General features: G+C 62.3%; 18 protein-coding genes and 1 tRNA gene. 11 read left to right on the forward strand and 8 right to left on the reverse strand.

The window, feature by feature from the left end:
- Window positions 1-78: 78 nt before the first annotated feature.
- A complete protein-coding gene (locus tag I41_RS01720) occupies window positions 79-1032 on the forward strand; it encodes a hypothetical protein (protein WP_145430353.1) in 954 nt (317 codons plus the stop codon).
- A 168-nt stretch (window positions 1033-1200) separates the two neighbouring features.
- Here I41_RS01720 and mnmA read toward each other — a convergent pair whose 3' ends face one another.
- Window positions 1201-2415, reverse strand: coding sequence for a tRNA 2-thiouridine(34) synthase MnmA (mnmA, locus tag I41_RS01725; protein WP_145430354.1), 1215 nt, complete (start codon window positions 2413-2415; stop codon window positions 1201-1203).
- Window positions 2416-2582: 167 nt separating this feature from the next.
- Here mnmA and prfB point away from each other — a divergent pair.
- Together prfB and I41_RS01735 are read left to right on the forward strand one after the other, a co-directional pair.
- Window positions 2583-3699, forward strand: a protein-coding gene (prfB, locus tag I41_RS01730; protein ID WP_391524849.1) for a peptide chain release factor 2 whose coding sequence is annotated in 2 segments (ribosomal slippage) — window positions 2583-2651 and window positions 2653-3699 — 1116 coding nt in all. Because the reading frame shifts where the segments join, the coding sequence is not laid out codon by codon here.
- Window positions 3700-3822: 123 nt separating this feature from the next.
- Complete coding sequence (locus I41_RS01735) at window positions 3823-4383, forward strand: hypothetical protein (RefSeq protein ID WP_145430356.1); 561 nt, start codon at window positions 3823-3825, stop codon at window positions 4381-4383.
- Window positions 4384-4415: 32 nt separating this feature from the next.
- On the opposite strand, the gene I41_RS01740 is transcribed toward I41_RS01735, so the two are convergent.
- Complete coding sequence (locus tag I41_RS01740; protein WP_145430357.1) at window positions 4416-5207, reverse strand: 3-keto-disaccharide hydrolase; 792 nt, start codon at window positions 5205-5207, stop codon at window positions 4416-4418.
- A 264-nt stretch (window positions 5208-5471) separates the two neighbouring features.
- On the opposite strand from I41_RS01740, the gene I41_RS01745 reads away from it, so the two are divergent.
- The 4 genes from I41_RS01745 (at window position 5472) to I41_RS01760 (ending at window position 12321) form a co-directional block, all read left to right on the forward strand.
- Entirely contained in the window at window positions 5472-6107 is a 636-nt protein-coding gene (locus I41_RS01745) for a hypothetical protein (protein ID WP_145430358.1), read from the forward strand.
- A gap of 66 nt (window positions 6108-6173) precedes the next feature.
- Entirely contained in the window at window positions 6174-7400 is a 1227-nt protein-coding gene (locus tag I41_RS01750; protein ID WP_145430359.1) for a hypothetical protein, read from the forward strand.
- Window positions 7401-8130: 730 nt separating this feature from the next.
- Window positions 8131-11217 carry an ELWxxDGT repeat protein gene (locus I41_RS01755; protein ID WP_145430360.1) on the forward strand — a complete coding sequence of 1029 codons (3087 nt, stop codon included), beginning with the start codon at window positions 8131-8133 and terminating at the stop codon, window positions 11215-11217.
- Between the two features lie 48 nt (window positions 11218-11265).
- A complete protein-coding gene (locus tag I41_RS01760; protein WP_145430361.1) occupies window positions 11266-12321 on the forward strand; it encodes a DUF1559 family PulG-like putative transporter in 1056 nt (351 codons plus the stop codon).
- An 86-nt stretch (window positions 12322-12407) separates the two neighbouring features.
- On the opposite strand, the gene fusA is transcribed toward I41_RS01760, so the two are convergent.
- Window positions 12408-14507, reverse strand: coding sequence for an elongation factor G (fusA, locus tag I41_RS01765; protein WP_145430362.1), 2100 nt, complete (start codon window positions 14505-14507; stop codon window positions 12408-12410).
- Window positions 14508-14927: 420 nt separating this feature from the next.
- Between fusA and I41_RS01770 the strand changes: the two genes are divergently transcribed.
- Entirely contained in the window at window positions 14928-15872 is a 945-nt protein-coding gene (locus I41_RS01770) for a CAAX prenyl protease-related protein (protein WP_168206609.1), read from the forward strand.
- A gap of 136 nt (window positions 15873-16008) precedes the next feature.
- On the opposite strand, the gene I41_RS01775 is transcribed toward I41_RS01770, so the two are convergent.
- The 3 genes from I41_RS01775 to I41_RS27885 form a co-directional block, all read right to left on the reverse strand.
- On the reverse strand, window positions 16009-17487 hold the full coding sequence (locus tag I41_RS01775) for a tetratricopeptide repeat protein (RefSeq protein ID WP_145430364.1): 1479 nt from the start codon (window positions 17485-17487) through the stop codon (window positions 16009-16011).
- A gap of 246 nt (window positions 17488-17733) precedes the next feature.
- Window positions 17734-19143 (reverse strand): class II fumarate hydratase, encoded by a 1410-nt coding sequence (locus tag I41_RS01780; RefSeq protein WP_145430365.1) that lies wholly within the window; start codon window positions 19141-19143, stop codon window positions 17734-17736.
- Window positions 19144-19346: 203 nt separating this feature from the next.
- Entirely contained in the window at window positions 19347-19955 is a 609-nt protein-coding gene (locus I41_RS27885; RefSeq protein WP_246133779.1) for a cupin domain-containing protein, read from the reverse strand.
- Here I41_RS27885 and I41_RS01790 point away from each other — a divergent pair.
- The 3 genes from I41_RS01790 (at window position 19954) to I41_RS01800 (ending at window position 22824) form a co-directional block, all read left to right on the forward strand.
- Complete coding sequence (locus I41_RS01790; RefSeq protein WP_145430366.1) at window positions 19954-21690, forward strand: tetratricopeptide repeat protein; 1737 nt, start codon at window positions 19954-19956, stop codon at window positions 21688-21690. The genes I41_RS27885 and I41_RS01790 overlap by 2 nt on opposite strands.
- A gap of 199 nt (window positions 21691-21889) precedes the next feature.
- Window positions 21890-21973: transfer RNA gene (locus tag I41_RS01795), tRNA-Leu, on the forward strand.
- A 341-nt stretch (window positions 21974-22314) separates the two neighbouring features.
- Window positions 22315-22824, forward strand: a complete 510-nt coding sequence (locus I41_RS01800) for a ferritin (protein ID WP_145430367.1) — start codon at window positions 22315-22317, stop codon at window positions 22822-22824.
- 104 nt (window positions 22825-22928) lie between these two features.
- Here I41_RS01800 and I41_RS01805 read toward each other — a convergent pair whose 3' ends face one another.
- Together I41_RS01805 and I41_RS01810 are read right to left on the reverse strand one after the other, a co-directional pair.
- The gene (locus I41_RS01805) at window positions 22929-23159 is read right to left on the reverse strand and encodes a hypothetical protein (protein ID WP_145430368.1); all 231 of its coding nucleotides are present in this window, start codon (window positions 23157-23159) and stop codon (window positions 22929-22931) included.
- Window positions 23131-23961 (reverse strand): hypothetical protein, encoded by an 831-nt coding sequence (locus I41_RS01810; protein ID WP_145430369.1) that lies wholly within the window; start codon window positions 23959-23961, stop codon window positions 23131-23133. The genes I41_RS01805 and I41_RS01810 overlap by 29 nt, the downstream gene beginning before the upstream one ends.
- Window positions 23962-24351: the final 390 nt, after the last annotated feature.

Genomic DNA, 24351 nt, shown 5'->3' on the forward strand with positions numbered 1-24351 from the left:
GGCCGTTGTCGTTTTTCGCGCCGTAGGTCAGATCATCCGATCTGGCCTACGGCTTTCTTCCATTGCGGCGAGATGATCATGCTCGGACCCAAAGATTTCTTGCTCGGCGGCCTGGCGCCGCTGCTTGTCGCCATTGCGGCATTCTCGCTGGCTTGGCTTCTTTCCAGCCGCGCAAGAGTCGCATGGTCGGCCGGCGTGCTGGCAGGCTACTTGGCGGGGATGACTGCCGTCGAAGCGGGCGGCGTGGGATTCGCGTCTGCCATCCAGCAGATGGCGTCGCCGCACGACGCACATCAATGGACTTGGATGATCGGCCTCGTTGCCGTCATCCCCGCGATCGCGGCGGCCGTTCTTGAGGGTCGTCGCAAGTGGCGGTGGCTGCTGAGCGTTCCGCTGGCCGCAGCGGCCCCGCTATGGCTGATGTGGGGCGGCAAGTATCTGCCAAGCGCCGAGGTTCGCGCCAGCGGCTTCGCAAGCGATGCGTGGGGCGTCGGCGAAGCGATCGCGGTGATTGCCGTCGTGGCGTGCGCCCTGCTCCTGGCGTGGCGATTGTGGGAAGCGAACGATCCGACCGACCAGCCGCGCACGCGCGGACTATTAGCGGCGATTTCGCTCTCCTGCACGGCTGCTGTTGCCGGGCTGAGCGGTTCGTTCGTCTACGCTCAGTCGATCGGCGTGCTGGCCGCTTCGGTCGGCGGCTGCTTTTTGGCCACGCTTCTGTGGCGAGTGAAGGCAGGACCCGAAGCCGCTGCGGGACCCATTGTCATGCTGGCCGGATCGCTGTTGTTGCTGGCGACCCATTACTCGAAGTTAGACCCGCTCCACGCCGCCGGGCTGTGGGCTGCGATCACGCTTGCGTCGGCCTATTTGCCCAATCGAAGTGGACTCAACGAACATGCTCGCGCCGCATTGCGCTGCGGAGCCTGCCTGATTCCGCTCGCGCTGGTGTTCGGCCACGCCGCCTATAAGTTTGCTGAGAGCCAACGGCCGCAGCAGGAAGAGGCGTCGTCGAATCCGTATATGAGTATGTAAGTGGGTAGGTGAGTAGGTCTGGTGCGTCATCCTGAGCGGAGCGAAGGAACTAGCTTATCAAACGAGTTAATAGATTCTTCGCTCCGCTCAGAATGACGAGAGTGGAAGCCCACTTACTCACCTACTCACCTACTCACCTACTCACCAAAAAACCAAGCTCACGCTCACTCATTCAATCCAACCGCCGCCCAGCACGCGGTCGCCGTCGTAGCAGACGACCGCTTGCCCCGGCGCGACGCCGTAACGGGGCTCGTCGAACTGGACATGCAAACGCCCGCCGGCGTCCAGGTCGAACTCAGCCCAGGCCGGCGTCGCGTTGTAGCGAATCTGAGCCAAGCCGCGCGTCGGCAGCATCGACGGGTCGATCAACCAGTTGCAGTCCTGCGCCGTCAACTTCCCGCGGCCGAGTTCTTCACGATCGCCGAGCACCACGCGGCGCGTCTCCGGCTCGATCCTCACGACGAACTTGCGATCGCCGAACGCGATGCCGAGTCCCTTGCGTTGGCCGATCGTAAAGCCCTCGATGCCGTCATGCTGTCCGACGACTTCGCCCGAAGTGAGGACAAATTCGCCGCCTATCGTCTCGCCAGCGAGAAGGTCGCCGCGTCGCGCCTGACGATCCTTGATGAATTCGCGATAGTGCCCCTGCGTGACGAAGCAGATCTCTTGGCTGTCTTTCTTCATCGCGACGTTCAGCCCCACGCCTGCGGCGAGTCGGCGAATCTCGGGCTTTTCGTAGTCCCCGACCGGGAGCAACATCCGTTTCAGAAATCGCTGTTTGATTCCGAACAAGACGTACGACTGATCTTTCGAATCGTCCCGACCGCGAAGCAGCTTCGCGTCGCCATTCGCGCCGGTTGCCATCCGGGCGTAGTGACCGGTGGCCACGAACTCGGCGTCGACGCTGTCGGCGTAATCGAACAGCTTGCCGAACTTGATCCAGTTGTTGCACTGGACGCAGGGATTCGGCGTCCGCCCGGCGGCGTACTCGTCGACGAAGTAGTCGATGATGCGGCTGAACTCTTGATCGAGGTTCAGCGCGTAGAACGGGATCGCCAAGCGGTCGGCGACGCGGCGAGCGTCTTCGGCGTCGGAGGCGGTGCAGCAGCCTTGCTTGTGATCCAGTCGATTCACGACAGGCAGAGTCGCCGCGAGCCGGGGCGTCTCGCCCCCGGCGTTTTGTTTTTGGTGCTTTGAACGCGCAGAATGCGCCGGGGTCGGGACGTCCCGGCTCGCTGGAGTCGCCTCCACCGCACAAGCCACCGGCGAGGCTTGCCCGTGGCGCATGAACACGCCGATCACCTCGTGACCCTGCTCCAGCAGCAGATGGGCCGCGACGCTCGAATCGACTCCCCCCGACATTGCCAAGACCACACGCGCCATACACCAAGTCTAGGCCCCCTCGTGCCCTGCGTCGACGTGCCGTAGAATGACGGGCCAACGGGGTCGGGAGTCTTTTGCCGCTGGCGATGCTCCATTCGGATGAAGCCACCCAGTGGCAAAAGACTCCCGACCCCTTTCCCTGCCCTTCCTGAGGTCTCGCAACAATGTTGGACAGCCAGTGGTACGACCGCGCCGAAGCGATCCGCCAGACGATTGTCCAGCTGCGGGACTCTCTTTGACTGTGCCGGCAAGCAATCGCGCATCGCGGCGATCGATCAGGAGATGGCGAGCCCCAGCTTTTGGGATAGCCAGGAGAAAGCCCAGGAGCGCGTCGCTGAACGCAAGGGCCTGATCGGCATCGTCAAGCCGCTCGACGAGGCGCTCAAAGCGAGCGATGATCTTGCCGCCATGCTCGAAATGGCGGAGGAAGATGACTCGTTTGCCGCCGAAGTCCCGCCCGAGGTGGAGCGGATCGAGACGCTGCTCGAAGAACTGAAGCTGCGGGCCCTGCTCAATGGCCCCCATGATGCGGCCGGGGCGATCCTAACCATTAACGCCCGCGACGGCGGCACCGACGCCAACGATTGGGCCGAGATGCTGCTGCGCATGTACCTCATGTGGGCGGAGAAGAACGACTACACGGTGGAATTGATTGACCGCCAGGACAACGAAGAGGCGGGGATCAACCACGCCTCGATCGCTATCCGAGGTCCGATGGCCTACGGCTACCTCAAAGGCGAGACCGGCATGCACCGACTGGTGCGGATCAGTCCGTTCAACAGCGAAGGCAAACGGCAGACGAGCTTCGCCGCGGTCGACGTTTCGCCGGAGATCTCCGATTCGGTTGAGATCGAGATCAACCCCAACGATATCCGCGAAGATACCTTTCGCGCGAGCGGCGCCGGCGGCCAGCACGTTAACAAAACGTCCAGCGCCATCCGGCTCACCCACTTCCCGACCGGCATCGTCGTGCAATGCCAGAGCGAACGGTCGCAGCATAAGAACCGCGCCACCGCGTGGAAGATGCTGCGGGCCCGCATGGCGCGGATGGAAGACGAGAAGCGTGAAGCGGCCGAAGCGGCGAAGTACCAACAGCAGGCGAAGACCGGCTTTGGCTCGCAGATCCGCAATTACTTCCTGCATCCCGATCAGCGCGTGAAGGACGCCCGGACCAAGTACGGTCAGGGAAACTTCCACGCCGTGATGGATGGCGACATCCAGGGGTTCCTCGACGCGACCCTCCGCTGGCGCGCGGGGCAGCCGGTTGAGGAAGATGACGATTGATCCTTGAGCTTGTTCGATACGGGTCTCTCGCAGAGGCGCAAAGGCGCAGAGTGAAGACGAGAGAGGTAAGCAGCTACACCCTCTGCGACTCCGCGCCTCTGCGAGAGGTTTCTTCTTAATCCGATGGCAGACGACGAAGTTGCTGAAATCGAATCGTCCGTCGGCAATCGTCGCCTGCGGGTGCAGTTCGTGCAACTCGCCGATCGTTACGCCCATCAGTTGGTCGCGGTCCAGGCCGACGGGAGCGAGTTGGTCGTGCTGCGATCGATCGAAGTGGCGCCAGACGACGAATCGCTGGAGCATCCGGCGCTGCAGTCGCTGCATGTGCAGCCGCTGGCTGGCCGCGACGGATCGCTGGCCGCACTGGTAGGCATGTCCGGGCCGAACCACTGGTCGCTCGGCGTTGCACCCGATCCGACAGCGCACGCGCCGCGGTTGATTTTCGACGCCGCCTGCCGCATCAAACGGAACGGACTGATACGCGTGGCGAGCCGCTACAAACGCGTCGCTGAAGCGACGCCCGCCGATTTGATTCGCATCGAACCGTTGCCGACGGACGGCCAGTCGGCGTCGCCTCGCCTTGCGATCGCCGCCGACGGCATCAGCATCGAACGCGCGATCACGTCCAGCGACGTAGCGCCAACGACGGTGCGTTGGCGCTACGCCATCGAACTGCTCGATTGATCGACCGCGACGGCCGGCCTCGCTCACTCCTCTCAGCCGCCGGTCTTCACCGGCGTCTCCTTGTCTCCGTTGCGAATAAACGGCTCGCGGGTCCGCTTGCCGACGGCCGGCTTCGTTTCACGAATCCAGATGTTGCGGAACTTCACGGGGTTGCCGTGGTCCTGCAGGCGGATCGGTTGCTTCACGTCGTGCTGGTTGTAGCTGGGCGGGTCGCTGAACGGCGTGTTGCCCAGCAGCTGGAAGTGGTTCTGCACGACCACGCCGTTGTGGAGCACCGTGATAAACGCGGGTGACTCCAGCGAGCCGTCCGCCTTAAATCGCGGAGCCGTCCAAGCGATGTCGTAGACGTTCCACTCGCCTGGCGGACGCATGGCGTTGGCCATCGGCGGGGTTTGCTTGTAGATCGACGCCGCCTGACCGTCGTAGTAGGTCTTGTTGCCGTAGGAGTCGAGCACCTGCAGCTCGTATGGACCGAAGAAGACGCCGCTGTTGCCGCGGCCTTGGCTTTCGCCGACGGGGGGCGTCGGGGCCGACCATTCGATGTGAAGTTGGCAGTCGCCGAACGCCTGCTTCGATTCAATCATGTTCGTGCCGACGACCATGGCTCCGTCTTCGACTTTCCAGGTCTCGGCGCCGTTCCAGGCGGAGAGGTCTTTGCCGTCGAACAGGAAGACCGCGTCGGACGGGGCGTCGCCGCATTTGGCGCCGGGGGTCACGATCGGCGGCTCCTGCCACTCGATGCCGGTGAGATATTCCTGACCATAGGCCGTCGACGCGGCGAGCGAGAGGAGCAGCGCTCCGACCGCTGGAAGTTGCTTGATCATGTCGATTCCTCGTGAGTTGCGTGGAGAGTGGCTTGCCTGGTAGCTGGCGCCGCGAGGACGCGGGTCGGGCCGATTATGAATGGGAAGAGAAGCGGTGGCAATGAAGCGGCTGGGCGGGGCCGCCGGAGGCTGGCGCAGCCGGCTCGCCTGTCGCTTGAATGGGGGAGCCGTTTCGGAGAGAATCGAGGGCCTGCCGCCGGGCGACGGCTGCCGGTCCTTGTCTTTCGTCGCCGCGCCAGTGGCCTGATCTCGCGGAGCATGCGGATGCCGACGTTCACCGAGTCTGTCGAAGCGCTCAAACAGCAGTACACCGACAAGTACGTCGTCGTCGATCCGGGTCGGCCGGAGCTGGCCCGGTTCGAGCATTACGTCGGCCAGGTGAAGACCGTGAACATGAGCGGCCGGGCGCTGGTGGAGTTTCTCGACTACCATACGAACATTGGCTGGTTCGACATCGACCTGAGCGCCCTGAAGGTGGTCGACAAGCCGACCGAGGAGTCGAAGGCGAAGGCCGAAGCCAAACGGGCAGCCCCGCCCGCCGCCGCGAAGCCGGCAGCTGCCGACGCGGGTGGGAAGAAGCTGTCGCCGCTCGAGATGGCTCGTATGCAGGGAAGCGCCAAGGCAGGCGGCGCGGCTCCTGCGGCTCCTGCGGCTGCTGCTAAGCCGGCGAGCGGCAAGCAGTCGACGGCCGACATCCTGGCTGCTGCTCGCGGCGGCGCGAAAGGGGCCGCCGCGGCCGCTCCCACGGCGCCGAAGGCCGAGAAGCCAAAGCCAGCGCCGGCCGCGCCGAAGCCTGCTGCCAGCGCCGGCGGGAAGGTCGGCCGCGTCGACAAGTCGACCATGACGGTCGACCAGATGATCGCCTACTGCCGCGAGCACGACGCGGGTCGTGCGGGGTGAGCCGGAGGTTTGTTTTGGTTCGCTCCGGCGGGTCGTTGACCCGCGGCTGCTGAGGGGAGAGCTGCGATGCGATTGATCTTGGCCGTCGTTGCGCTGACTTTTCTCGTCCCGACGTTGCTTGTCCCGCGGGCGCGAGCGATTGAGGTCGCTTCGTTCGAGCCGTTGCTCGTGGCCGGGAAGTGGGCTGACGCGGAGAAGCAGCTTGAGGGGGCCGTCGCCGCTGATGCGAAGGATGAGAATGCCCGGTTCGCGCTGGGTACGGTGCAGGCGCTGCGGGCCTTCGAAGGGCTGGTGCAGGGCCTCTATCGCTACGGGCTCGATCCGGAGTGGCAGTCGAACTTGCCAATCGTCCGGTTGCCCATTCCTGAAAACCCCCACCCGACGCCGCTCACAAACGCCGACTTTCGCCAGCTGGTGAGCGACTTCGCCGCTCAACTGGCGAAAGCCGAGCAGACGCTCGCGCCGATCAAGTCGGCCGAGGTGAAACTGCCGCTGGCGATCGGGACGTATCGTATCGACATCGACGGCGACGGGACGGCCGGCGAGTCGGAGTCGTTCTGGGGTATCTTTGGCATGACGATCGGGGCGCCGATCGGCGAGGAAGACGTGAAAGAGTTCGTCATCGCGTTCGACGCAGGCGACGTCAACTGGTTGCGCGGGTACTGCCATCTGCTGCAGGCGTTTTGCGATTTCTTCCTCGCCCACGATTCGCAGAAACTGCACGACAATGCCGCGCAGTTTTTCTTTCCCGCGGCGAAGGTCAAAAACCCGGTGGTGCTCGCCACCGGCGGCGATCTCTGGAATTCGATTGCCGATGCCGTCGCGTTCGTCCACTTGATCCAGTTGCCGGTCAGCGACGCCGCGAAGTTGAAGTCGTCGCATGCTCATCTGCTCGAAGTGATCGCTCAGAGCCGATTGAGTTGGGCGGCGATCGCCGCGGAGACCGACGACGATCGCGAGTGGATCCCGAGCGCGAAGCAAGAGAACGTTGCAATCCCCGGGGCGCGCGTCTCGGGACGGATGGTCGAGGGCTGGCACGAGGCGCTCGACGAAGCGGAATTGATTCTTCAAGGCAAGAAGCTGATTCCGTACTGGCGACCAGGCGACAACCGCGACTTGAATTTGAAGCGAGTCTTCTTCGAGCCGCGAGAGTTCGATCTGGTGCTGTGGGTCCAAGGGAGCGCGGCTGTTCCTTACCTCGAAGACGGGCCGAGCACGAGCGCAGAAACGTGGCGGCAACTGCAACGCCTCTTCGGCGGGCAGTTGGGCTTGTTTGCGATCTGGTTCAACTGAATTGTCACTGATCGCGATGTGCATCGAGCGTGACATAACCCCCTCCATTCTCGACCTAAGTGCTTGCTACGGGTGACTGGATTGGTCGCGTTTGGGTCTCGTTTTCTCGCGTTGATTGGTCGCCGCGGGTTCGCGGCTGCCACGGGTTACGTTTTGTCCGGGTTGGTTGGACAAAACGTTGACTTTTTGCGGCCATTGCCGGCACGGCGAGCGTCCCGGCCGCCGAGCTTCCTCAACGGCATTCGTGCTGGAATTGCTTAACGGATGGCGATTTCACCACGGAGGCACAGAGAGGACGGAGAGAATGCAAAGCGGGCTGCAGCTACCAACGCTCCACCGTAGCGGGTTGGGTGGCCAATTTCTGTAGTAAAGTTGTTGGATTTTTGGGTCGGGAGGAGTGGCCAAAAATTGGGGATTGACGCGAGTGCTGTGAGAACTGCGGAGCTATGTGCGGCGCGACCTCGATTGAAGACCGGGAGGGATGGAAAAACTCGAATGTTGACGGCGAGGGCGTTTGAGGATGGTGCGCGAGACGGGGTCGGGGACCTTTTGCCACTTGTGGGCGGCAGTTCAATGGTGCGCCTCCAGTGGCAAAAGGTCCCCGACCCCGTGGAACGCTGGGAGTTTGCACCCTGTTGCTGGGAGGGGTAGCATGGAGGCTTGTCGGAGACAGACTTGTATTCAGCAGCAGAAGGCCTGCGGCTGATTCTGCTCGCCAAAGGCCTTGCGCATGCTCAACGGACGCCTTCGCCCGCTCGCTTCTGATTCCACGCCGCTGGCGCGCAAGCTAACGCTTGAGCCGCTTGAATCGCGGCGGATGCTGGCGATTGATTTTGAGTTGCTGAAGGATATTAATCCGACGCTGAATCCCGAATCGTCGCATCCTGCAAACATTGTCGAAGTCGGCGGGGTTTCTTACTTCACTGCGAGTTCTCCACTCTATGGCTTCGATCTCTGGAGGAGCGATGGCACGGAAGTTGGGACAGTTCGCGTCACAGACTTTCGCTACGGGTTTGATACGTCGTCGCTGCGATATCTAACAAACGTTGGCGGCACGCTCTACTTTATTGTCGCGGTGTCGGATAACGGCGTTTACGGCGCTGAGCTTTGGAAAAGCGACGGGACGGGATCTGGGACGCAGCGGTTAAAATTCTTTGATCGAGGACCGTATACCGCGACTCCACGGCATCTAGCGGACGTCGCGGGCGAGCTCTATTTCCAAGCCTACGACAGCGAGGCAGGCTACGAACTGTGGAAGAGCGACGGCACGGAGGCTGGCACAGTTCGGGTCAAGGATATCTGGGCAGGCGAAAACGGCTCCGGCCCTAGCGCCTTAACGAACGTCTCCGGCGCCGTTTTTTTTATCGCCGGAGATGAAACTGCTGGCGGAGAACTGTGGCGAAGCGATGGCACGGAGTCCGGTACATACCTCGTGAGAGATATCACCGCTGGCGCGGAAAACAGCGAGCTTCGTTATCTGACTAACGTTAGCGGGACGCTCTTCTTTAGAGCTAATGACGGCGAGCGGGACTACGAACTGTGGAAGAGCGACGGCACGGAGAGTGGAACGGTCCGCGTAAAGGATATCAAGGCGGGTGCAAATGGTTCCTATCCAGGTCACCTAACAAACGTGGATGGAATACTCTATTTTTCTGCTTCAGGCGATCAGGCGGGCTCAGAGCTTTGGAAAAGCGATGGTACGGAGTCGGGGACCGTTCCGGTAGCAGAAAATCGTCTGAACGGTTTTGCGGTCAGACAATTAACTAAGGTCGGCCAGGCGCTTTATTTCCTCGCATGGAATGGCGAAGGCGGGGTGGATATCTGGAAAAGCGACGGCACAGAAGACGGGACCATGATGCTGAAGGATTTCCCGTCCGCCAGGGAATGGAATAGCATCAGTGAACTGACAGACGTGAATGGATCGCTTTATTTTCGCGCCGTGGACGCGGCGGGCTACGAACTCTGGAAGAGCGATGGCACTGAAGCCGGAACTATTCGAGTCAAGAACATCAATCCGGGACCGTACAACAGCCCTCGCTTCTTGACGAACGTCGGAGGACTGCTTTACTTCAGCGCCAATGATGGCGCTGGTGGTTACGAACTGTGGAAAAGCGATGGTTCTGAAGCAGGAACAGTTTTGGTGAAAGACATCTTCGGAGGCTCTTCTTCAGAGGCTCGCGAGCTAACCAATGTCAACGGCATCTTGTTCTTTCGAGCGATTGACGGCGTCAGCGGCGATGAGCTTTGGAAAAGCGACGGCACAAGCGCCGGGACCGTTCGAGTCAGAGATATTCGCGCCGGCGCAGCAAGCTCCACGCTCAGCTTTCTCATGAACGTGGGCGGAACGCTTTATTTTCGCGCGAATGACGGAGTGAGCGGCGTCGAGTTGTGGAAGAGCGACGGTACCGAGGCTGGGACGGTGCGCGTCAAAGATATCCGCGCGGGAGCGACTGGCTCCGACGTTCGCGAGATGACAGAGGTGGGGGGCACGCTCTTTTTTCGCGTTAATGACGGAGTGAGCGGATTTGAGCTGTGGAGGAGCGACGGCACAGAAGCCGGGACGGTCATCGTGAAGGACATTCGCGGCGGATCGAAAAGTTCGTACCCTACATATCTAACGAACGTTGGGGGAACTTTGTATTTTCTCGCGGGCGATGCGTCTGGCTTCAGGCTTTGGAAAAGCGACGGCACGGAGGCGGGGACGATTCCGCTGAAGCAATTTGCGTCGGGACCGACTTCGCCGCCAATCCGAGAATTGACGAACATCGCCGGGACGCTTTACTTTAGCGCTTATGAGTCGGAAACTGGCGATGGACTGTGGAAGAGCGACGGCACCGTTGAAGGCACCGTGCGGGTGAAGGATATTCGTCCCGGCATGGGAAATTCCAATATTGATTATTTGGTCGATGTCAACGGGACGGCGTACTTTCGCGCGAATGACGGAGTAAGCGGATACGAACTATGGAAAAGCGACGGTACCGAAGCCGGAACGATCCTCGTGAAGGAAATCGACCCCGGCCGGTACAGCGGTCCTCGCTCTTTGACAAATGTCGGAGGGCTGCTCTACTTCAGCGCCTCCGGCGGGGCCAATAGCTCCGAGCTTTGGAAGAGCGATGGGACAGAAGCAGGAACTATCCGCGTCAAGAGTATCCATCCCCATATCGCTTCCTCTCCAAGCTTCCTCACCAACATTGGAGGGACTCTTTATTTTGCCGCCGATGACGGCGTGAATGGCTTCGAATTCTGGAAAAGCGACGGTATCGAGGAAGGGACGCGGCTTGTGAAGGATGTTGCTGCCGGTGCAGCATGGGGGGCTGTTGGGCCACCTGCTGAAGTTAACGGCAGGCTGTACTTCATTGCTGCGACTGACCCGCTTGGTTCTGAAATCTGGAGCGCCGATATCACGCCTGCGGTTACTGGCGATTACGATTTGAACGACGTGGTCGACGGGGCGGACTTCTTGTTGTGGCAGCGGCAGGTTGGGCTCGCGGGGCTTTCGCCGGGGATTGGGGCGGACGGGGATGCGAGCGGGGAGGTTGGGGGCGGGGATTTGGGCGTGTGGATGGAGCACTTTGGCGAGCCGGGCATGGGGGCGGGTGAATCGGCGGCGGTTCCGGCGGCCGTGGCGGCGCTCGGCGCTGCGGAGGAAGGCGGGGAAGAGATCATTGCCGCGGGGGATAGCCGCGACGCGCAGCGGAGCGAGCGGCGGTCGGCGGCGGTGGATGCGATTTATGCGGCGGGGGATTTTGCGTCGTTGTTTGCGGAGGCGCCCACGCGCGGGGTGCGCGAACGGTGGGCGGGTTGGCGGCGGCGGTGAGCGCGGTGCGCCCGCCGCGAGCGGGCGGGGCTAAATGGGCGTTACGGCATGGCGAGCGGATCGGCGGGACGTGTGAAGTTTCGGTTGGGGACGATTGCGTACGTGTTTGCGCTGCTGGCGGCGGCGATGGCGACGTTTGGGCCAGTAGCGGGAATAATTTTAGGCGGATTGATTCTTGCCGGTTGGTACGACGTCGTTTCGGGGCGTCGAGGAGTCGGTCCGTTAGCGCTCGTTGGAACGTTGGGTTTCACGGCGCTGGTTTTGCTTCCGCCGTTTATTGCTAATGCGAGCAACGCTGCGCGGCGAAACGACTGCTTGAGTAATCTGAAGCAGATCTTGCTCGGGCTCAGCAACTACGAGAGCGCCAACGGAGCGTTTCCGCCGGCTTACGTCGCTGACGCAGAGGGAAAGCCGATGCACAGCTGGCGAGTGTTGATCCTGCCCTACATGGAACAGAAGCAGCTTTACGATCAGTACGATTTCGACGAGCCCTGGGACGGGCCGAACAACCGAAAGTTGTGGGACCAGATTCCCTACTTCTACTCGTGCAAAGGGTGCGAGAGGTGCCGGGACCTTGGCGGCGAGCCATTCGGCAAGATGCCTGGGAACGCTTCTAATTACGTCGCAGTCGTCGGCGATGCCACGGCGTGGCCTGAAGGCAAGCAGGTGAAGTGGTCGGATCTCGCCGACGGCTCTTCGCAGACGCTGCTCATTTTGGAGCATTCGGGGATCACGAAGCCCTGGACGGCGCCGGTTGATTTAACGATGGATGAGGCGATCGAGCAGCTAACGCATAACGATGCCCACGGACATGTGAGCGTTGACGAATCATTGATCGCGGCGACGTTTGACGGGAGTTGGCGGATGGTCGGGTTCTGCGACGCACATGTGATGGATCTACCAGCTGGTTTGAGCGAGGAAGCGGCTCGGGCTTTACTGACGATTGCCGGCGGCGAGTCATTGGACAACGATCCAGAGTCTTGGCTGGGGGAGCGCGCAGCGCCGCGACTCGTGAAGGTCATTAGGTATGAGCGCGTTTATGGGCTGCTCGCGTTTGTGGGATTGGCGATTTGGCCGGGCGTGCGTAGGTGGCGTCGCGCATAAAGAAAGCCGCGGGGATGAACCCCGCGGCTTTATGTTCATGGCGAAACACGCTCCGGCGGGTCGTTGACCCGCGGCTGCGACCTGCTTTAGGCGGGCTGCAGTTCGGCTTTGCGTTCGGCGATGATCTCTTGCTGGATGTTGCCGGGGACCGGACGGTACTTTGAGAGTTCCATCGTGAAGGTCCCCTGCCCTTGCGTCATCGAGCGGAGGTCGGTCGAGTAGCCGAAGGTTTCGGCCAGCGGGACGTCGGCGATGATCTTGCACATCTTGCCGTGGGTTTCGGTGTTGTTGACGATCCCGCGGCGGCTGCTGACGTTGCCGACGACCGAGCCTTGGAACGACTCGGGGCATTCAATTTCCACGAGCATGATTGGCTCGAGCAGGGCCGGCTTCATGCGGCCGAACTCCTCGCGCATCAGTTCCTGCGCGGTGAGCATGAACGCCATGTCGGAGCTGTCGACGTCGTGGTACGAACCGTCTTCAAGCTGGAACTTGAAATTCACCACCGGGAAGCCGGCCAGGGGGCCCTTCACGAGGCTGTTGCGGACGCCCTTCTCGATCGCGGGGATGAAGTTCTTCGGGATGCGTCCCTGGACGACCTTGTCGATAAACAGGAACTCGGCGCCTTCGGCGGCTTCGCGGTCTTCGTCGGTCATCGGGCCCATGGTGCCCTTGATGTGACCGTACTGACCCGAACCGCCCGTTTGCTTCTTGCGCTTGTGGTCGAAGGCGTAGTCTTGCGACGGGGCCTCGCGGTAGCTGACCTTCGGGGCGCCGACTTCGACCTCGACCTTATATTCGCGGCGGATGCGTTCGACGTAGATTTCCAGGTGCAATTCGCCCATGCCGGCGATGACCGTTTCGCCGGTCTCTTCGTCGGTGTAGACGTTGAACGTCGGATCTTCCTTACGGAAGCGCTGGAGGGCCTTCGAGAGGCGATCCATGCCGTCACGGGTGATCGGGTTGATCGACATTTTGATGACCGGCTCGGCGACGAACATGCTTTCGAGCGTGGCGTAGTTCGGCTCGGCGGCGTAGGTATCGCCGGAGGCGCAGTCGAGGCCCATGATGGCGACGATGTCGCCCGCTTCGCCCATTTCGACGTCTTCGCGCTTGTCGCTGTGCATCTTAACGATGCGGCTGAAGCGGTCTTTCTTACCGGTGCGCTGGTTGAAGTACATTTCGCCCTTCTTGACCGTGCCCTGGTAGACGCGGGTGAAGGTGAGTTGGCCGAACTCGTCGTCCATGATCTTGAAGGCCATGCCGACGAAAGGCTTGGCGGGATCGGACTCGAGGGGGATGCGCGCGGTCGGGTCCTTCGGATCGATGCCGACGAACTTGCGATCGAGCGGGCTGGGGAGGTAGCGCGTGACCGCGTCCATCAGCAGCTGGACGCCCTTGTTCTTGTAGGCGGACCCCAGGTAGACCGGGGTGAAGCCCTGGTTGATGGTGGCGTCGCGGACGATCTTGTGGATCAGCTTCTCGGTGACTTCGCCTTCGCTGAGGAGGAGCTCCATCAGCTCGTCGCTGTACATCGAGAGGGCTTCGAGCATGTGGGTACGAGCTTCGGCCGCTTCCTCAACCTGATCGGCGGGAATGGCTTCGGTGCGAATCTTTTCGCCATTGGAACCGTCGAAGTAGTAGGCCTTCATCGTGATGAGATCGATGACGCCGCTGAACTGGTCTTCGCGGCCGATGGGGAGTTGCATCATCACGGCGTCGGCGCCGAGCTTGTCCCGGACTTGCTTGGTGACGCTTTCGGGATTGGCGCCGGTGCGGTCCATCTTGTTGATGAACGCCAGGCGCGGGACGTTGTAGCGCTTCATCTGGCGGTCGACCGTCATCGACTGCGACTGGACGCCGCCGACGGAACAGAGGACCAGGACGGCGCCGTCGAGGACGCGCAAGGAGCGTTCCACTTCGACGGTGAAGTCGACGTGGCCGGGGGTGTCGATCAGGTTGATCGAGTGGCCTTCCCACTTGAGGCTGGTGGCGGCGGAGGTGATCGTGATGCCGCGCTCCTTCTCCAACTCCATGAAGTCCATGGTGGCGCCGTCGCCGCCGCCGCGGACGTCTTCGATCTTATGGATGCGACCGGCATAGAAGAGGATGCGCTCGCTGAGCGTGGTTTTGCCCGAGTCGATGTGAGCGGAGATGCCGATGTTGCGTACTTTGCGAAGGTCCATAGTCGAGGCGCCAGTAAAGGCAGTAAAGTAGAGTTATCGGTCCGGCCCCTTCGGCCGCGTGCGCAATACGACGCGGATGGAGCCGTGGCGGTTCGCCCCGCGGCGGTTGCCCTGCGCTGGTGACAGGTCGCCGGGGAGCACGAACGATCAGAGCCGGGAGGCGACTGCGATAGCGCAACCCGGCCGGGGCGGGGACGATCCTACATTTTTACGAAGGGGTGCAACGGCGACTAGTCCCCTGGGGTGGTTTTTGCCGGTTTTCGGGGCTGGGGCGGTGGCACGCTGGGCCGATTCGCTGGGGGGACAGATTAAGCCCCCCGGCGTAAATCTCAAAGGTCGATTTTGAGTAGACTGAGAAGGCTGCGGCGGCCCGCGATGGGGACGGCGCGGCTCTTATCTCATTGCGGGGAACAGATTTCCATGGAAGCATCGGCAGACAGCGACATCCCGGCGGGGGTTCCGGAATCGAAGCGGTGGCTGTTCGAGGGAGAGGCCCCGCCGTTGCCGCGGGGCATTTGGGGACGCTGGCCGGCGCTGACGTTTGTCCTGCCGTTTGTCGTGTACATGCTGGTGGGGATGTTCGAGCCGGGGCCGCCGAAGACATTCCAACCCGCGAAGCCGGGCGAGACCCCGAAGGTTGGCAAGCTTGGCCACCCGATCGGCATCGTCGGCGAGGACGGCCTCCGGCGCGATGCCGACGGGCATGTGATCGACGCGGAGACGGAGCTCGACGAGAACGGCTACATCCAGATGCCGTACGCTTACTACCCGAGGGTCTATACGATCAAGATCATCGCGACTGTGGTGGCGATGATTCTGGTGATTCCGGGGTACCTGTCTTTTCCGCTGCGGCTGAACTGGATCGGCATCGCCGTGGGCGTGGTCGGCGTGGCGCTCTGGATTGGCATCTGCAAGCTGGGGCTGGAGCAGCGGCTGCTGGTGCCGCTGGGGCTGGGCAGCCTTGTCGACATGGGGGCGCGAACTGGGTTCAACCCGCTGGAGCAACTGAAAGAGAATCCGAGCTGGGCTTACCAGTTCCTGGCGATCCGGTTGCTAGGGTTGGCGATCATTGTGCCGATCATCGAGGAGTTTTTCCTTCGCGGGTTCTTGATCCGGTTCGTGATGGACATTGACTGGTTCAAGATTCCCTTCGGCCGCGTCGACAAGCTGGGGCTGATCACGTCGGTGGCGTTCCCGATGCTAATGCACCCGGGCGAATTGTTCGCCGCGTTTGTCTGGTTCAGCCTGGTGACGTGGCTGATGATCCGGACAAAGAACATCTGGGACTGCGTCGCCGCGCACGCCGTGACCAACGGATTGTTGGGGGCGTGGGTGATTTGGTCGGGGGATTGGTGGCTGATGTAGCCTTAGCGGGTGCGCGCTACAGCACGGAGCATGTCACCGTACAGCGTGAGTCCTCGCCCCCCCGACCAGCGGTGAGATTGATGCCGCGATTTTGAAAGCGACGCGCGCCGGGGGCGAGACGCCCCGGTTCGCTGGTTTAGCCTTCGACGAAGTCGGCCGTTTGGACTTCCGACACTGGTTCGGTGCGAAACGGCTGGCCCGCTTGGTACATCGTGCGGCGTTCTTCGTAGGCGCCGCGGGCTTCTTCGGGGGCAATTTGGATTGCTTGGCTGATGGTGGCGACCGCCTCTTGGTACTGACCGGCATTGGCTTGGGCGGCGGCCAGCGTGTCGAGGGCGGCGCAACGATCGCCGTAGCCGCACTGGAGCGCCTTCTTGGCCCCGGCGAGCGCGGCGTTGGCGTCGCGAACGGATTCGTCGGGGCAAGTAGCGAGCAACCACGCGCCGTTGCGGTAGGCATGTTCGAACTGCGGATCGAGATCGATCGCCTTGGCGTAGTCTTGCAGGGCGTCGCGGTAGCGGCCGAGATCGACGAGCAAGTCGCCGCGGCTACAGGCGACTTCGGCAGTGACGTCGCCGGCTTGCTCCATGGCGTGATTGAAGTGCGTCAGGGCGTCGTCTAATCGACCGGTCATGTGGCAGAGGCGCCCGTAGCCGACGAGGGCTTGGGTGAGCTTCGGGTCTTGGCTGAGGGCGGACTCGTAGTCCGCGACGGCGCGCTCCACGTCGCCCGCCTGCACGTAGAGGGTGGCCCGATTCGAGTAGGCCTTGGCGAACTTGGGATTGATCGTGATGCAACGACAGATGTCGTCGAAGGCCTCGGCGAATTGCCCGGCTTGAGCAAGGCTGACGCCGCGGTTGTGGTAGGCTCGCCAGCAATTGGGATCGAACTCCAGCGCGGCGCGGAAGTCGGCCAGCGCGAGGTCGAACTGGCCTTGGTCAGCGCGGGCCTGACCGCGCCGATTGAGCGCCCAGGCCGAGAGTTCATTGCCGAACTTGCGATTCTCGTCTTTGACGCCAGCGCGCATGGCGTCGGCGCAGTCGCGGATGATCTGCGAATACTCGGCTTCGCTCTGGGCAGAGAGTGAGAGCTCGTACGCGCGGACGAGTCCATCGTGCGCTGCGCTGCCTTTGGCAGGCGCTGGCGGGGGCGTGGGCGCCGACGGCGCCGGTGGCGAGACGCCCCGACTCGTTTGTCGATGGGGCTGCTGGCGCGACGGCGCGGCGACGCTGGGACCCCGGCGACCTTGGCCGGTGAAGACCTGTCCGCGGCGATGGGACGCCGGGACGACGGCAGCGTCCTCGACCATCGGCCTGAGGGGCGCCTGGCCGCCGCGGTTGGCAACGACCGAAAGCGTTCCTTGGGCCGAAGGCGCCGGCGCGGCGGCCGGCGATTGAATAGCAATGTGCGCCGGCGCAGGCGCGGCGTCGTCGGCGAAGACGAGATCGCTGGCGCCAACCGCGGGCTCAGCCGGTTCTTGGATTTCAATGCCGTTGTCCGACGCGGTCACGAACGAAATGTTCGTTTCGTCGGCCAGCGCGCCGTGAGCGGCGACTCCCAGTGCTAGCAACGCCCCGCAAGTGCGGGTGAAGCGGGCAGCGTAGTGGAATTCCATATCGGGTGAGTCCGCGAAGAGGGCGACGAATTGAGAAGCCAACGCGGAACCGGGCGCGCTGATGCGCCGAGTTCGCGTTGAATCTCTATCGGCAGCAGCGGAAACTCGCCGTAATCGAAATTGCGAGAAAAATCGGAAAGGGCGGCGTAGCTATCCTGGCTTGCCAGGCGTGCTAGCATCGCATGGATGGCGTCATTCTGAGCGGAGCGCCGTCAGAAATGACAGCGCGTGCAAACAATCGCTGCGTCACCCCGGCCGCGTCATGCTGTCGGGGTCGAGGAGGCGGTCGAGTTCGGCGGGCTCGACGAGTCTCTGCTCGCTGACGAGTTGGCGGATCGTTTTGTTTTCTTTGAACGCCTGCTTGGCGAGCTTCGCGCAGTTCTCGTAACCGAGCACCGGGGCGAGGCTCGTGACCATCATCAGCGATTCATCGATTAACGCCTTGCAGCGATCGGCGTTGACCTGCAGGCCCACGAGCAGTTTGTCGGTGAAGACGTTCGCGACGTTGGCAAGCAGCTTCACTGATTCCATGAAGGCGTCGATCATCACGGGCATCGCGACGTTGAGCTCGAACAGCGAGCCGACGCCGCCCAGCGCCGAGGTGGTCACGACGGCGTCGTTGCCGATGACTCGGCAGCAGACCATCATCATCGATTCGGCGATGACAGGGTTCACCTTGCCCGGCATGATCGAACTGCCGGGCTGCGTTTCGGGGAGCAGGAGTTCGAAGAGGCCGCAACGCGGACCACTGCCGAGCCAGCGGATGTCGTTGGCGATTTTGGTCATCGAGACGGCGATCGTCTTGAGTTCGGCGTGGGCCGCGACGAACGAGTCCTTGGCTCCTTGCGCCTCGCAGTGGTTGTCGGCTTCTTGGAAGTCGACGTTGAGCTGCTTGGCGAGAGCGGCGCAGACGCGCTTGGCGAACTCAGGATGCGTGTTGATGCCGGTGCCGACGGCGGTGCCGCCGATGGGCATGTTTTCTTCCAGCCACGCCAGCGCGCGGCCGGCGCGGACGACGGCGTAATGGGCCTGGGCCGCGTAGCCGGCGAAGACCTGCCCGACGCGGATCGGGGTGGCGTCCATTAAATGCGTCCGACCAATCTTGACGATGTCGTCCCACTCCTTGGCCTTCGCTTCGAGTTCGTTGGCGAAGCGCGTGAGCGCGGGGATCAGCGTCTCCTTGATCTGCACCGCGCCGGCGATGTGCATCGCGGCGGGAAACGTGTCGTTGGAGGACTGGCCCATGTTAACGTGATCGTTGGGATGGACGGCGCCCTTTTCGTTCTTGGCGCCCAGGCCGATGCCGCGCCGCAGGTTGGCGAGATTGGCGATCACCTCGTTGGCGTTCATGTTGGTCGAGGTGCCGGAACCGGTCTGATAAATGTCGACCGGAAAGTGCTTGTCGTGTTCTCCTTTGGCGACTTCGAGCGAAGCCGAAACAATGGCGTCGGCAAGCTGGTCGTCGAGCTTGCCAAGTTCGCGGTTCGCCTCGGCGCAGGCGGCCTTGAGATAGCCGAATGCGTGAATGACCGAGGCGGGCACCGGTTCGAACGAGACGGGAAAGTTGTCGACGGCGCGTGCCGTCGACGCGCCGTAGAGCGCGTCGGCCGGGACTTGCATTTCGCCCATGGTGTCGCGTTCGGTGCGGAAAGACATGAGAAGACTCCGAATTCGATTGATGATTTGGGATTGATGATTTGGAAATTTCACTACGGAGGCATGGAGATCACGGAGAAGATAATCGCGATGCGACAAGCTGCGCACTGCCTAGTTCGTCTCTGTGCTCTCGGCGCCTCCGTGGTTGAATTTTTTTGGCGCCGGGGGCGGGGGCGCCCCGGCTCGCTGAGTAACGTAAGCCGCTAGGGCCAGTTGTCGACCATGACGGTGTCGGCGTGTTCGTAGCATGGCGCGCAGCAGCAGAGAAAGCGTAGGGGTTCGTCGCTGATCGTGGTGATTTGGTGGCGTTGTCCCGGCGGAATGGCGATGGCGTCACCCGGGCCGACTTCGCGGATTTCCCCCTCGATCTGCATGCGCCCGCGGCCGGCGAGCAGGTAATAAATCTCTTCGGCCTCCGGGTGGTAATGCGGGGCGGTTGCTTCGCCGGGCGGGATGCGGGCTTCGGCGAGACTCTGATTGCGAATCACCGAATTGCGGTGGGCCAGCAGCTCGCGGATTTCGGAGCCGTCTTTGGTCGTGAATGGCGGGGCGTCGGCGATGTTGATTACGTCCATGCGCGTATTGTGCCGCGCTGGGGCCGAGGCGCGGAAGGGGTCGGGGACCTTTTGCCACTGGTGACGTTGCCAGAAGTGGTGCGCCTCCAGCGGCAAAAGGTCCCCGACCCCCTGCCCTGCGAGACTCGCGTGGCCAGACGGGGTGAAACCCGCAATAATGGGGAAGTCTGAAACTCCCGCCGGCGAGGCGGATTGAAGCGTCGCCGGAGCTGACATTTCTGCCGAAGAGGTTCCCATGATTCGTCGCCCCTGGCTGTGGGCCATGTCGCTCGTCGTTTGCTCGTCGCTGGCCGTCCGCCCCGCTCATGCTGAAGGAGACGGCCAAGCCGATTTCGACGAGGCGCTGCGCGTCAAGGTGACCGCGGAAGACATGCGGGATCTCAACAAGGTGGTGGAGCTGCTGGAGTCGGCGATCGAGAAAGGGCTCGACGTCGAGAACAATGATTTCGCCGAGGAGATGCTGGTCGAAGCGCTGATGCAGCGGGCGGCCCAGCTCGCGGCGGTGATCCAGGCGGCGCCGCCGGGGCGACTTAATGACGGCGACTTGCAGAAGGTGCGGGGACTCGCGGTCACCGATTTGCAGCGGGTGGTGGAGTATGACAATGCGCCCGCCCAGGCCAAGGTGCTGTTGGCCCAATTGCTGACGATGCCGGGGGGCGACCCTAAGGAAGCGCTTGAGTTGCTGAACGATGTGTTCGACGACGAAGCCGTCGACGCGCTGCCGCCCAAGATGCGCGCCGAATCGCTGGTGATGCGCGGCAAGCTGCTGGCGCCGACCGATCCCGAAAAGGCGCTGGCCGATTTCAATAAGGCAATCGAACTCGACGCCGATAACCCGGAACACCTGCTAGCGCGGGCCGACTTCTACAACGGCCAGAAGAAGTACGACGAGGCGGTGGCGGACATCGACGCGGTGATAACGCAACATCCCGACGTCGCAGGTTCGTACCTGGTAAAGGCGTCGCTCTTGCGCGAGCAGGCGAAGTTCGACGAAGCGCTCGCGGCGCTCGACAAGGCGGCGGAGCTGGCCCCCTCGGCCCCCGGCATCTACCAGCAACGAGGCGAGCTGTATCGCATGAAGGGGGACTATCCGCAGGCGATTGAGCAATTCACCAAGGTGCTGAACATGCAGCCGAATTTGGTGTTGCCGCTGATTCACCGTTCGGAAGCGTACCTCAACAACAAGCAGTACGACCTGGCGCTGGCTGACATCGAGTCGGTGATCAAGGCTAACCCGGAACTGACCGTCGCTCATGGACTCAAGGCGCAGACGCTGGCGAGCATGGAGCGTTTTCCGGAAGCGATCGAAGAGCTGAAGAAATTGACGGACGATGAAGAAGCGCAGCCGGAATTTCAGTTGCAGCTGGCGCTCTACTACCAGTTCGCCAATCAGCCGCGTGAAGCGATTGCGGCCTACACCGAGTTGCTCGAGGAAGATGACGACAATTTCGCCGCGCTGCGGGGACGGGCCGACGCATACCTGAGCATCGGCGAGCACGCCAAGGCGGTGGCCGACTTCAAGAAGGCGCTCGAGGTGGAACCGACCGAGTCGGGGATGCTGAACAACTACGCGTGGGTGCTGGCGACGTCGCCTGACGACGACGTGCGCGACGGCAAGCTCGCGGTGGAACTGGCGTCGAAGGCCTGCGAAGAGACCGAATACCAGGAGTCGCACATTTTGAGCACCTTGGCGGCCGCCTATGCCGAGTCGGGCGACTTCGACAAAGCGACCGAGTGGTCGCGAAAGGCCTTCGAGACCTTCGAAAAGCAACGGGCCGCCGCCGCTGCCGCGGGGAATGAGGAAAAGGTCAACGAGCTGGCGAAAGAGTTGCAGGCGGAGCTGGCGAGCTTCGAGGCGAAAAAGCCATGGCGTGAGCGGCAAACGATGGAGGAGAAGAAGCCGGCGGCCGCCGAAGAAAAGAAGGTTGAGTCGGGCGAGACGCCGGCGGACGCGGCCGCGGACGCGAAGTAGGCCTAGGCCCAAAATGGGGAATGGGGAGCTATGGCGACATGCTGATCCATCTCCTCATTCGAATTTCCCGTCTCTCTTTGAATGTCGCTCCGGCTGGCCGCTGGCCCGCGGCGGTTGGGTTGACGTTGGCCGGGGGCAAGGTAGACTACCGAATCTGGCCGCGCTGGGCGGAAATCGCCTGGGGCGGCTGGATCTCCAAGGGCTCGTGGCGGAATTGGCAGACGCGCAAGGTTGAGGGCCTTGTGCCCGCAAGGGCGTGCTGGTTCGACTCCAGTCGGGCCCACTTGGCGAATGAACGCGGCGCCAACGCGTTCGAACGAGAATTGGCCGCGGCGCCCAAACCTCCTGGGCAGAGCCGCGGCTTATTGAGATTGAGGCTCGCTGTCAGCAGACGGCGAGCCTCGTTTTTTGCGCTCACGCGGCGCGGGCCTCTGTTTTGCGCTTATGCCGCCGTCGTCAAACGTCCGACAACGACTTACAATTCTTGAGCGCCGAAATTGTTCGACTCGCCACCTTTTTGTCATTCTGAGCATCGCGAAGAATCTGGAAGCTCGTTTGCGACGCTAGATCCTTCGCTTCGCTCAGGATGACATATTCACACACGCCAACCGCGGAGATTCCATCATGCTTAACGCCGTGGTGCAAGACGCCATCAACGATCAGATCAATTACGAGCTCTTCTCGTCGTACCAATACCTCTCGATGGCGGCCTGGTGCGAGCATGAGCAGTTTGTCGGCTGTGCGAGCTGGCTGCGTATTCAGAGCCAGGAAGAATACGCCCATGCGATGCGGCTGTATGATTTCTTGCTCGCCCGCAATGCGCCGATCAAGCTGAAAGCGATCGCGGCGCCGGAGCAGAAGTTCGCGTCGGTGGCGAGCGTCTTCGAAAAGGCGCTGGAGCAGGAAATGAAGGTGACCGAGCAGATCGATCGCCTTTACGAGCTCGCCTTCCACGAAAAGGCGTTTGCGGCGCTCGTGGAACTGGAATGGTTTATCACCGAGCAGGTCGAGGAAGAAAAGACGTCCCGCGAGGTGGTCCACAAGTTCAAGATGGTGAAGGACGATCCTTCGGCGCTGTTGGATCTGGATCGCGATCTGGGGGGACGGGCGGCGACGCCAGATACCTCGGCGTAGCGCATTTTTAGCCCCGGGCTTCGCCCGGGGGTGGCGCTACGCGCGACGAAGCCAATCGGCATGGCGGCCGACCCCCTGGCGGAGCCAGGGGCTACAAGGCCCCGCTAGGACCAGAGCGTGGCGACCGCGCCCGACGTGGCCGGGACGCTCATGCTGGTCGGTCCCTTCACGTTCCCGAAGCCGCCGTACTGGCGGATTTCGAGATAGAAGAAGAGCGCCGCCATCATCAACGCGACCAGCGAAATGAGCAGCAAGGCCGTGTAGATGTTCCAGGCCGACTTCTTCGTGAGGACGGTGGGCGCGGGGCTAGCCGACTCGAAGCTTGGTTGCGACATCGTCGTTCTCTTGGATCTGACCTTGCTGGAATTCGCGGAGGATGCGGCCGACCGCGCGATCGGGATCGGCCCGCATAATCTCGGCGCGGCCGAGGTAACGATCGCCGCGGAAGATTTCGATGTTTTGGCCGGGCCGAATGCCGTCGTCGGCGCCGACGGTGATCTCGATGAGCAGGCCTTCGGTGCTGCGGCGCAGCTTGCTGACCTTGCCGCGCACGCGGGGAACAAACTCGCCTTGGAGGTCGACGCCCCCTTCGGTCGCTTTGGCGGTGACGTCGGCCAGTTGGGCAACGATCTGCGAGCTTCGCTCTTCAAGCTGTTGCAGCTGACCGCCGACTGAGTGTAGTTCCGAGGTCGCCTTGAGCGTCGTGTGGAACTGCTCGTCCCGCTCCTGCTGAGCGACGCGGATCGAGTCGCGGAGGCCGGTGACTTCCTGAGTCAGACGGTTGATGTTCTCTTCGGTCGCCTTGACGAGGGCGACGCTTTGGGCCTGGTCGCGGCGGAGTTCGTCGACTTCCTTTTGGATCGCCTGATTCTGGCTGACGATGAGGTTCCGCTCGGTTTCGAGCTTGGCCACGTCTTGGACGGCGGCGGATTGCTCGCTCTTCAGTTGGCTGATCTGGGCGAGATACTGCGCTTCGGCATTGGCGTTCGCAGCGGTCGCGGCTTGGAACTTGGTGTTGAGTTGGTTGTAGGCGTCCTGCCAGTTGCGGTGCGTCGAATAGACGAACATCGCAATGATCATGAGCGCGACGCTCGCCAGCAGGATGAGGACGGTGAAGATCTTGCCGAGCAGATTCATCGATGCACTTTCCAATTAGGAGCGTCGCCGCCAACAAGCAGCCACGATTCCAACGCGCCTTCGAGCGGTTCACTCCAAACCGCTCGAACGGCCTCCAATGGCACGCAGAGCATCCGATGCCCCGCACGCACGGCGACGGGTCAAGTCACCTGAGCGGCGGGCGCTGCCTAGACTGTTCCGAGCCGGCCCCGCGGACGCGGCTAGTCTCGCTGCAAATCGCTGTCACGACAGGAGATATCCCCTGTAGTACCGCAGTATAATCAGGGTCGGAAAAGGGTGTCAAACTTTGCCGGCCCACGGCCCGGGTTTGCCAGCCGTGCGGGCGACCAGTCCTAGGGATTATACGGCGACGGGTCGCGGCGGCGCGGCGAGGATTTGCCACAGGCGGGC

Origin of the sequence: Lacipirellula limnantheis (assembly GCF_007746075.1) — a bacterium.
GTDB lineage: Bacteria > Planctomycetota > Planctomycetia > Pirellulales > Lacipirellulaceae > Lacipirellula > Lacipirellula limnantheis.